Source organism: Flavobacterium columnare NBRC 100251 = ATCC 23463 (assembly GCF_002530675.1).
GTDB classification, from domain to species: Bacteria; Bacteroidota; Bacteroidia; order Flavobacteriales; family Flavobacteriaceae; genus Flavobacterium; species Flavobacterium columnare.
Genome location: NZ_PCMX01000135.1, coordinates 1 through 11,463 on the forward strand (window position 1 = coordinate 1; position 11,463 = coordinate 11,463).

An 11,463-nucleotide genomic window follows, 5' to 3' on the forward strand; every position below is an offset into this window, starting at 1 on the left:
TTTTTTTAAAATAGTTTCAAAATCAATCGTGTTGCAAAATTTTTTTTGATTAATATTAAAGAATTCTTGAATACTTTTTTCTAACGATTGATCTTCTAAGTAATTTTCAAGATATTTAAATGCCAATCCAGCTTTGTATTTGAGTGCAATTTGTTCGTTGAATTTACTGAGTTTGTTCTTAGGGGTGTTTAACGCTTGATCTAGTGTTTTTCTGGCCATTATAAGGTACGCATGGTAATATTGTTCGTTAAACGCAGCATTTGTGAACTCATATCCTTTTAGTATTTTAAATCGGTTAAGTGTTCCTGCTAAATTTATATTGGGGTAATATTCTTCAATGTAATTGATCAGGTAATAGTGTTGAATAGCATCTAATAAATAATGATCTTTTCGCCAATCAATGTTTAAATTAGATTTCAAAAAACTTTGTGAATACACTTTTAAAAATTTTAATTCATATAAAAAACTATCAGGAAAAGGACTCAAAAGGCTTGGTAGTTGATTTAACCCATAGAAAGGATTTCGATCATAGTCAACTTGCGAAATGAGCAAACGTTTTGTTTTAGACTTTCCTATGTGTTTTTCAAAATACTTAATGATCCTATCAATGATAAGGAATTTTTGAATTTCATTAACATTTTTACTTTCTAAATTGGTTATAATAGATGTATTATCGTTAGAAAGGGTTTCAAACGTTTTATTTTTTTCTATTATGAATTGATATTCTTTTGAATGGATGCTTTTAAACGTTTTGGAGTCTATTGAGTTTAAGTTAGAAATAATATTGTATTGATCGGGAATCTCAAAGGAAAACAGCATTTCCTTAACTTCTTCATAAGTAGCATCTTCTGTATTTTCATTGCTATAGGTAACTCCCGTATTACTGTTTATTTGTTTGTTGATTAACAAAAAACAGTCTTTTAAATAAAAATCTTCTTTATTTGTTCCCCATCGAGTAAATTTATTATGGGGTATTTGGAGTTCGTAGTTTAATTGTATTTCTATTGAATCACCTGATTTTAGATTGAGAATAGGAATAGAAAATAGGTCTATTTGATTCGGAATTCTTTGTGGTGTCACTACGGTGTTATTGACCGTAATTGTGTTTAAAAAAGTTTCTCCTCTTTCACTTTTATTGGATAAGTGAAAATTTCGAACAAATTGATCCGATAACTTTTTACCAAGGGGGGTTTGTCTGTTAGAAAAACTATGATTCCAATCATTAAATGTTAATTGATTAATAGGATAGGGGTACTGATTTTTATAAATTATTTTTTGTTGAACAACTAGTTTTTTAGAATGAGATTCTAGAAAAACTTTACAATTTAATGATTGCTGGCTGTATGTATAATTTACATGACCAAGTGTGAAAAATAGAATGATTATTAGGAACTGTTTTTTCAAAATTTAGTTTTATTGCAATATAAATAAAGAATTTTGAATTATGTATTATTCTAAATAAATGAAAATCAATTTTTTCGTTGCATATTGTTATCAGAAAAATCTTAGTATTAATAAATTGTTAATTTGTGCTTAATAATATAGGATAGTAATGCTTTTTAATGTTTTTTATGCTAGTTTTAGTGGGTTTTTATTAATTCAAGGCAAAGGATATAAAATTGTGTTAAATTTTGCAACAAAATGGTTGTTTATAATTTTTTTTTAAAAAATAAGAGGCTATTTATAAGAAACTATAACAAAAAAGAACTATGAAAAAACTTTCATTGATATTTACTTTCACTTTTGTACACTCTTTTGTAGGTCAAACTTTTGTACAGCGATATGCCGAAATAGTTAATCAGGTATCACAAGATAATATAACCAATCATTTGACTGAGTTTGAAAATTTAGGGGTAAAATATCGTGGTACAGAAGCGTTAGAAAATACGTATCAATGGCTTGTTAATAGCTATAAAACGTACGGATATACAGATGAGCAAATAACCACAGATACTTATAGTTATTCTGGTTCTATGTGTAAGAATTTAATTATAACTAAGACAGGTACCACTTATCCTAATACTTATATTATTGTTTGTGGGCATTATGATAGTATTAATGGCAAGGGAACGAATGACAATGGGAGTGGAATAGTTTCTATTTTAGAGATGGCTCGGCTAATAAGAGATATAAATACGGAATATTCAATTAAATTTATCAATTTTAGTGGAGAAGAAGACAATCTAAAGGGAAGTGAACATTATGTGAATACGTTTGTTAATGCTACTTCACCCAAGATGGATATTCGTTTAGTATTTAATTTAGATGAAGTGGGAGGGGTAACCAATCTAGTAAATGATAAAATTACCTGTGAAAGAGATGAAAATAACTCGCCTTCTACCAATAACATACTTTCAGATACATATACTCGTGAATTGATGAAATGTGTAGAATTGTACTCGCCTTTAAAAGCTGTATTGTCGTATGCTTACGCATCTGATTATATGCCATTTCAGTCTAATAATGAAGTGATAACTGGTTTTTTTGAGACTAACGAAACCTTACATAAGCATACGATTACGGATTTGTTAGTAAATATGGATCCAGTTTATAATTATAAAGTAGCGCAGGCAGCTTTAGGAGGATTATTACATTTTGCAAAGGCTGAAACTGTTCTTACTTTGAATAAATTAGAGGATTCCAATAGGATTTTGTTTTATTTAAATATGCCTGAAAATATTTTACAAATTCACACAGAAGGTGTTTCCTTAAACAATTATAAAGTAGAATTGTATGATATAAATGGTAAAAAAGTGATAGATAAGAGTTTTTATCAGCCTCAATTAATAGAAAAATTGGAGGTTGCTTCTTTGTTAAAAGGTGTATATTTGGTTGTATTTCAGAGTGATAATTTTAAAGTTAAAAGAAAGATCTTAGTACGTTAATCGTTTTTATTTGTAAAAAATAGGCGATCCGAAAAGGGAACACTAAATTGTTACTTTTCGGACCGCCTCATAAAAACAAACCAACCTAACTAAAACTTATTATATTAGTATCAAACTAAATATGAATTCAATTCTTAAGTTGTTATTATTCAAATAGTATGCCAATTATAGTTTGCTTTTTAAATAATTTCCAGTAATTGATTTTTTTTCTTTTACTATTTGTTCAGGTGTACCAAAGGCTAGTAATTGTCCTCCGTTTTCACCACCTTCAGGACCTAAATCTATGATATAGTCAGCGCATTTGATCATATCAAGGTTGTGCTCGATGACTAAAATAGAATGTCCCTTTTCTATTAGGGCATCAAATGATTTTAATAATTTTTTGATATCGTGAAAATGAAGACCTGTTGTAGGTTCGTCAAAAATAAAAAGGGCTTTGTCTTTTGTAGCTCCTTTAACTAAAAAAGAAGCAAGTTTAATCCGTTGTGCTTCGCCTCCAGATAAAGTAGAAGAGGATTGTCCTAATTGTACATAGCCTAGACCAACATCTTGTAGAGGTTGTAATTTTTGAACAATTTTATTTTGATTGTTTGTTTTAAAGAAATCTAAGGCATCGTCTATAGTTAGTTTAAGTAGATCATCTATGTTTTTACCTTCAAATTGTATTTCTAAAATTTCCTTTTTAAAACGTTTTCCATTACAAGTTTCACAAGGTAATGAAACATCAGCCATGAAAACCATTTCTACATTGATTGTTCCTTCTCCTTTGCAACTTTCACATCTGCCACCATCTACATTAAAAGAAAAATGTTTGGGTTGGTATCCTCTTAGTTTAGAAACTTTTTCTTTAGCAAATAAATCACGAATGTCATCGTATGCTTTTATATACGTAACGGGGTTAGAGCGAGAACTACGACCTATAGGGTTTTGATCTACATATTCTACATGCTTGATATGAGAATAGTTGCCAGATATTTCAGTAAATTGACCTGGTTTTTCACTTATGCCTTCCAATTGTTTTTGTAGGGCAGGGTATAGTATTTTTTTTACTAATGTACTTTTACCAGATCCTGATACACCTGTAATGATTGTTAATACATCTAGAGGGATAGTAATATCTAGATTTTGTAAATTGTTTTCTCTAGCTCCAATAATATCTATATGATTCTTAAATTTTCTTCTTTTTTTAGGAACATCTATGGTGCGTTTTCCATTTAAATATTGAGAAGTAAGTGAGCTAGATTTTAGTATTTCTTCATACGTGCCTTGTGCTACTAAGTTGCCTCCGTAGGTACCTGCTTCAGGACCAATATCTATGATCATATCAGCTGATTTCATGATATCCTCATCATGTTCTACCACTATTACGGTATTGCCTAAATCGCGTAACGACTCTAGTACTTTAGTTAGTTTTTCAGTGTCTTTAGGGTGTAATCCGATACTAGGTTCGTCTAATATATACATTGATCCGACTAAGCTACTTCCTAATGACGTAGCTAGGTTGATTCGTTGTGATTCGCCCCCCGAAAGAGTAGCAGAATTTCTGTTTAAAGTCAGATAATCTAAACCTACATTTTCTAAAAAAGCTAATCTATTATTGATTTCTATAAGTAATCGTTTGGCTACTTTTGCATCGTATTCAGATAGAGGTAACTCTTTGAAGAAGGGTATTAATTTACGGATAGGCAAATCTACAAGTTCGGGCAATGTCTTTTGATGGACTTTTATATAACTAGCTTCAGGTCTTAATCGTTTTCCCTTGCACGTTGAACATCTTGTTTTGCCTCTATAGCGTGATAATAAAACGCGATTTTGAATTTTATAGTTTTTTTCTTCTAATTCTTTAAAAAAATGGGTAAGTCCTTCAAAGTATTGATTTCCTTCCCAAATTAATTGTTTTTGTGATTCTTCTAGTTGGAAATAAGGTTTATGAATAGGAAAATCAAATTTATGTGAATTATTTACTAATTGGTCGCGGTACCAACTCATGCTTTCTCCTTTCCACGGTGCTATGCAATTTTCATACACAGATAATGCGGTGTTGGGTATTACTAAATCTTGATCTATGCCTATTATATTACCATATCCTTCGCATGTAGGACAGGCTCCATAAGGATTATTGAAACTGAATAGATGGATGTTAGGTTCTAAAAAAGAAAGACCATCTAATTCAAAATTAGTGCTGAATGTAATTTTTTCAGTACTATTAAATTCTTGTAAATAACAAAATCCTTTGCCTTCATAAAAAGCGGTTTGAACAGCATCAGCTAACCGGTTATAAAAATCTTCTTCATGCTTGATAACTAAACGGTCTATAATTAACAAGATGTTTTTATCATGATGGAAGTTTTTTTTATTTATTTCCTCAGAGTCAGTAAACTCATCTAAACGAATGGTTTCATTATTGATTAATATTCTACTAAAACCTTGTTGTAAAAGAACTTTTAATTTGTTTTCTAATGTTCTTCCTTCTTCTAAATGTATTGGTGCTAAAAGTAAATAACGATTTCCTTCTTCTAACTTTTGGATGTGTTCTATTACATCAGTTACTGTGTGTTTTTTGACTTCTAAACCAGAAATAGGAGAATAGGTTTTGCCAATTCGTGCAAATAACAGTTTTAGATAATCATAAATTTCAGTGGAAGTGCCTACAGTAGATCTTGCGTTTGTAGTATTTACTTTTTGTTCTATTGCTACAGCTGGTGCAATTCCTTTGATATAATCAACTTTTGGTTTATCAAGTCTCCCTAAAAATTGTCGTGCATAACTAGATAGGCTTTCTACATATCTGCGCTGTCCTTCAGCATATAATGTGTCAAATGCTAAGCTTGATTTTCCAGAGCCTGATAATCCTGTGATAACAACGAGTTTGTTTCTAGGGATTGCAACATCTAAATTTTTTAGGTTGTGAATTTGTGCTCCTTTTATGAGTATATTTTTTTTGGGGTCTAGAGTGTGAATATCTTGTATCATTTTAAGCAAAACGAATTTCTACAAAGGTAAAGAAATATAATTTCAAAAGGAGAGATATAAAATTTCATTTTACAGACTTTTTCAATAAAAGGTTAAGGTTTATAGACTTCAATATTTTAAAAAAATAATTAAAATTTTAATTTATATAAGGACTTTTATATACTTTAAAAATAAATATTTAACTGCAAGTACAAAAGAATGAATTGAATCAACCCATTTAAAATTTTTAGTTTTAAATAAGAAATGAGATATAATAAAATATTGTACGGAGTGTACTGATTGATGAATACAATTTGTTAAACGAATTATAATGTAATTTATTGATTGAACTAATCTATTATAAAATCAATAATATCAAGTCTATAACTGTTTTTATATTTATAGTAGCGTTTTATGCTTTTATAAATTACTGGTCTGATATAAGTAAATGCTTGATTGGATAAAAGAATGTTTAGTTTTTATAAATAAGCCTGTTTTTTATTAGAATGATACTTTGCCAAATGGCTAAAGAGATAAAAATGCTAGAGATGTATTTTTGAAGAGGTAGTTGGATATAGTTTGTCGTTTTATCTAAAAAAAGGATCAAACTTAGCATACCAGTATAAGTTCCTATTAATGCCCCCAAAGTATACAAAAGGAGTCCGTTTTTAGAAGGGATTATATATTTTTCGTTTAGCATATATACATTCCAACTCAACCAAAAAGGAATTTGAGAAAAGTTGAGAGCACTGAATAGTATTCCTGTACTAAAAGGGGAGTTTTGTATTTGTTTTAAAATAAATGTTTGATTGTTTGTCTTTTCTAAATCAATGGGTTGTTTAGCTAAATAGGAGAGAAGCAATAAGAAAAGGATGCTAAATAAAGAAATTTTGGATTTTAATTTTGGATTTAAACTAATTTTAGAAATACCCTTAGCTGTAAAATAAATGACGAAACTTTCTACAAGTACTACGCCTAGTAGGTAAACTAATGTAGGAACTATATTGCTTTTTTTATAATAATGTAAGCCTATTATATTTAAATAACCGAGGGGGATAGAGCCTATAAAGCTAATGGCAAAACCTACTGCTATATTTTTTATTTTTAGATTCAATTGTATAATTTTATTTTTAGATGATATTATTCGACCCTAAATTGCTGTTGGTAATAGTCATAAAATAATGACTAAATTTGAGTAAGCTTATAAAAATGTTCTTGATGTTTACGATATTCATTCATGCCTTCCGTATGGTTTAAGTAAGGAATTCCTTTTGTATGATTTTGTTGTCCAATCTGGAACATATAGGTAATATGCCTGGCAATTTCTTTCCAAGCAAAAAAAATAGAATGATTAGGATCGTAAATATGGGTAGGTTCACTTGCTGAGCCATTTAATTCTACAATCATAAAATTTTTTCCATTTTCTAATTCTTCCCAAGTATTATACATTAAGTCCATACGACCATAATAAAATCCATTTATTTGTTGACACATAGCATCAATTACTTGTGTTAGTTTTTCGGAAATTTGATGGCTTATATCTACAAATTTTGTTCCTCTAGAATGATTGCCAAAAGGAACAAGATTATAGATTTCTCCCTTGGGCAGAATATCATAAATTTTAGAGCCTAATTCTTTTCGTAAGACATTTAATTGTAATTCATAACGAGGATTTAGTTTGATGAGGTTTTCAATAGTGTTTTTTCCATCACCTGTAATAATCATAAACTCTTTAGAAACAATTCCTGTGATACGTCCTTGTTTTTCGTTAGGGAAACGAACGTAAAATATGCCAATTTCGTTAGAAAAGGGAATTAATTCTTGAAGAAGGTAATTAAAACCAGCATTTGTATGGTATTTTTTTAAATCTTCTAAGGAGTGAATTCGTCTAACAGCACTTCCCCGTAAACCAATGTCAGGTTTTGCAATAAAAGGAAAAGTTAGGGAATGTGTTGAAACTTGTTCAATAGAATCTCTGTAATTTATTAAATATGTTTTAGGATAGTATTGCTGTGGGATCAATTGGTATATATCATTTTTACTTTCATTAAAAAAACCTCCATTTTTAATGGTTGGATTTACGGTATTAAAGAAAAATAAGGTACGAGAACGGATAGCATAATAGATCCATAAAAAATAAATAGGGATGTAAACAACCTGAAACGGCCAATACTCCCAATGAGTTAGTTTGTGTATAAAAAGTTTCATTATAACATTAAAAAAGTGTTTTCATAAGTTTGCTCAGCAATTAAGTCTTTATAAGTAAAAACTATTTTGTTTTGGTTAATGATTGTTTGGGTAATGCTTTGTGTAATTAAAGCGTTATTTCGGTTAATTACCAATCCGTTTTCTGTATCATCTTTTTTTGTATATTGATGAAAATGAATTATATCATTAGCATAAATTATATCTTTACTTTTAGTAAACTTATTGAATAAAAACTCTCTTTCCAATCGAATATGGTTAGGATATAGAGTAGAAGAGGACCAAATATATCTTCCTTGATGATCTAATGTTTTTGTGTCTTTTATTGCGCCGTCCCAACGCAACTGGTAGAGTTGTTTGTTAACATAAACTACCAGTGTAAAGGGTTCTATATTACTAAGATTAAAAGTTAGCCATTTGTCAATGCAATTATAGCTGTCAAATATTTCAAGTAAGATTAAACCCCGACTTTTTCTGTAATTTTCTTCAGGGGTATGTTTTTCTGAGGCTCCATTTAATAAAACGATTATATTTCCTTTATCATCTAATACATACCAAGTACCACCTGCTTTTGAATCTTTAGGGAAAAACATTTTTTTATACGTACCCATATATGATTTGGGAACTAAAGCCTTAGGGCGAGCTACTCTTTCATCTCTATTAGAGGTGATTATAATTGTATTATTACTAAAAATATAACTTACTGTACACATATTTTACGATATTCAATAGTAGATGGTGCTACACCAAATGTTTCAGAAATTTGAACATAACTAAAATTTAATAAACCTACTTTTATTAAGGCTTGATGATGAATACAATGTTCTAAATTATAAAGTACTTCTCTAAAATAATTAGTTTCTATAAAAGTTGGAATTCCAGAAATACAATGCTCTATTATTAGTTTTTTATTTTCTTTTTCTACTTCATTAATAATTAGATCAATAGCCGATATAGCTTGTGTTCTTACGGTTTGTATTGCTGCATTTCGCTTTCTAGTATCGTAATTAATCATACCTTTATTATATCCTTTTAAGAGGGTTTGAAATAATTCTATGATATGTCGAGAATGTTGACCTACTGAGGCGTTGCTTAGAGAAGAAATAGGAGCTATAAAATCAGGATCATCTAACTGCATAATGATTGTTTTTAGCTCTAAAAGCGTATTTATGATTGAGGTAAAATTCATAAGTATTTTTTTTCAATTGATTAAAATATTTTTATACATAAAGGAAAAATAAGCACTTAATGTAAAAAAACACAGGCTAATAGGTATAAAGCTCCTCTCTATAATGAATAATTTCAATACCTAAAATTAATACGTGTGATAACAAAACAATAGTCATGATTCCTAAAATTGTTAAGGAAGTATAAAACTTTGTTCTCTTGAAAAATAATAAAAAAGAACTAATTAATTCTATAATTCCTGAAAAAATCTACCCAAAGGTTTTATATCAAGTTTTCTAAAGATATAAACATATTCAGGGCTGGTCATGAATTTATAAGAGACTGTTTGAAGTAATATAATTACTAAATTTAGTGTTAATACAAAGTGCATTTTAAAAGAGTTCATGAGTAAAAAAAATCAACTTACTACTAGTTTTTGTTTTTAAGTTTTTATTTTAAGACTTTAATAACATTATAAAATATATATCTAAAAAAAATAATATTAAGTACTTAGGTTGGTCTTAATATTTTTCTGTAGGTATTTTTTCAGATGTTGTCTTTAAAAAATTATGGAAAAGAGATGTTCAAAAGTCAAAAATTAGTATCTAATATCTATATTAGGGTAAAAGATATTCCCTTTTATAGTTTAAAGCTTTCGTTATTCTAATCAAACAATAAAATAAAGCCTAATGACAAGTTTAAAAAATTAGAAACGCCTCTTTTCCATTAAAAAAGTATTGAAATTCTTATTTAAAAGAAAAATTTACAATCATTATCATTTAAGTGATAAAAACAAACTTTATTGGTTTCTTTTATAATAAGTCAGACCAAATGGATTTCTATCAACAGTAATATCTTGTTCGTGTACTAATTTATTTTGAATTACTTTGTACACAGATACTGTAGTATTGTTTGCTCCAGAATGAGTTGTAAAAATTTTATTCCCATCTTTATTTAAAACTAAATTATGAGGCACAGGTTTGCTGGTTGAAAGAGGAGTATGATTTTGAGTTAAATCATTAGTTTTAATAGAATATATTTCTCCACCTGTAATATTAGTAACAAAAATATTTTCTAAGTTAGGACTAGGATATAGACCATGAGCACCAGAATATAACTTTTGAGAAATAATTTGTAATTTTTCTCCATCTATATTATATACTTCACCAGATTGACATGGTACAATTAACCTATTATCATTTGATAAGTGAAATAAATGAGGATCCTTTCCTACGTTTACTTCTTTTAGCTTTTCATAGTTATTAGTAGAATACATATATACTTTGTCAGGCAATCCTTGATCAGAATTTAAAACAGATACATAAGCCTTCGTTCCGTCTTTTGTTAGAAAAACATCATGAGGTTTCATGTCTACATTTATAGTTTTAATAACGGAATTAGTATTTAGGTCAATAACAGAAATGGTATTATCTATATCATTATTAACCCAAAGTTGTTTGTCTAGTCCATCAGCCCACATATGAAACACCCCATTTCCTACGTTTATTGAACTTTCTAATTTTTGTGTACTAGGATTGATAATATGAACCTGTTTGTTTTTTCGATCCCCAACATATAGTTTATCTTTTGAAGGAACAAAAACAAGATACATAGGTTCTGAGTTTGTAATTTTTAATGTACTGTTAATGGCATTTGTATTAGCATCAAAAAAGCTTACTGAAGAAGATCCTCTATTTGCAACGGCAACAGTTTCTTCGTACAAAAGGTGAGTAGTATCATCATTATTTTTATCGCATGATAAAATAAAAAAGCTAGTAAAAAAAGCTTTGAGTGCTAGAATTAAAAAATTGTTTTTCATAGGTAGATTAATTTAATTTTTTAAGAAGCTCTTCTTCGGTTATAAAACCTAAATTTTCCCAAAGTAATTTTCCTTTTTTATAGTAATGTAAGGTAGGAAGACCTTCAACGTTTAATTTTTGAGCTAATTCAGGATTTTTGTCAGTATCTATTTTAATAAGCTTTATTTTTTTCTCTTTAGAAACTTTTTCTAAAATAGGAGCTAATTTTTTGCAAGGACCGCACCATTTAGCATTAAAATCAACTATGATGATAGAATCTTGAGAAACCAATTGATTGTATTTTTCAATCGTTAATTTTTCTAATTTTATTTTTTCTTGCTTATTTGTTTTTAAATTTTTGGAAGTTTGTCCAAAAAAAGAAATACTAATTAATAGTATAGCAATTGTGATAGGGAGTCTCATGTTGTTATAAATTTTTTAATACGGTTAATAAT

Annotated in this window: 8 protein-coding genes and 1 pseudogene; 1 reads left to right on the plus strand and 8 read right to left on the minus strand. The window is 28.7% G+C overall.

Translation table 11 applies throughout. The annotated features are described in order from the left end of the window. Positions 1-1,404: pseudogene (locus B0A78_RS13400) on the minus strand (aminopeptidase); the annotation flags it as partial. A 305-nt stretch (positions 1,405-1,709) separates the two neighbouring features. Here B0A78_RS13400 and B0A78_RS13405 point away from each other — a divergent pair. Further along, positions 1,710-2,885, plus strand: a complete 1,176-nt coding sequence (locus B0A78_RS13405; protein WP_014165259.1) for a M28 family peptidase — start codon at positions 1,710-1,712, stop codon at positions 2,883-2,885. A 165-nt stretch (positions 2,886-3,050) separates the two neighbouring features. Here B0A78_RS13405 and uvrA read toward each other — a convergent pair whose 3' ends face one another. The 7 genes from uvrA to B0A78_RS13440 form a co-directional block, all read right to left on the minus strand. Next, on the minus strand, positions 3,051-5,858 hold the full coding sequence (uvrA, locus tag B0A78_RS13410; RefSeq protein WP_065213515.1) for an excinuclease ABC subunit UvrA: 2,808 nt from the start codon (positions 5,856-5,858) through the stop codon (positions 3,051-3,053). 451 nt (positions 5,859-6,309) lie between these two features. Continuing rightward, positions 6,310-6,951 carry a LysE family transporter gene (locus B0A78_RS13415; RefSeq protein ID WP_014165261.1) on the minus strand — a complete coding sequence of 214 codons (642 nt, stop codon included), beginning with the start codon at positions 6,949-6,951 and terminating at the stop codon, positions 6,310-6,312. Between the two features lie 71 nt (positions 6,952-7,022). Then, positions 7,023-8,045: a D-alanine--D-alanine ligase gene (locus B0A78_RS13420; RefSeq protein WP_014165262.1), complete on the minus strand. Its 1,023-nt coding sequence runs from the start codon at positions 8,043-8,045 to the stop codon at positions 7,023-7,025. After that, positions 8,045-8,755, minus strand: coding sequence for an NRDE family protein (locus B0A78_RS13425; RefSeq protein WP_014165263.1), 711 nt, complete (start codon positions 8,753-8,755; stop codon positions 8,045-8,047). The genes B0A78_RS13420 and B0A78_RS13425 overlap by 1 nt, the downstream gene beginning before the upstream one ends. Continuing rightward, positions 8,743-9,231 (minus strand): hypothetical protein, encoded by a 489-nt coding sequence (locus tag B0A78_RS13430; RefSeq protein WP_014165264.1) that lies wholly within the window; start codon positions 9,229-9,231, stop codon positions 8,743-8,745. Before B0A78_RS13430 ends, B0A78_RS13425 begins: the two co-directional genes overlap by 13 nt. A gap of 777 nt (positions 9,232-10,008) precedes the next feature. Continuing rightward, on the minus strand, positions 10,009-11,028 hold the full coding sequence (locus B0A78_RS13435) for a YncE family protein (RefSeq protein WP_014165265.1): 1,020 nt from the start codon (positions 11,026-11,028) through the stop codon (positions 10,009-10,011). A 7-nt stretch (positions 11,029-11,035) separates the two neighbouring features. Further along, positions 11,036-11,431 (minus strand): thioredoxin family protein, encoded by a 396-nt coding sequence (locus tag B0A78_RS13440; protein WP_077225179.1) that lies wholly within the window; start codon positions 11,429-11,431, stop codon positions 11,036-11,038. Positions 11,432-11,463 lie beyond the last annotated feature (32 nt).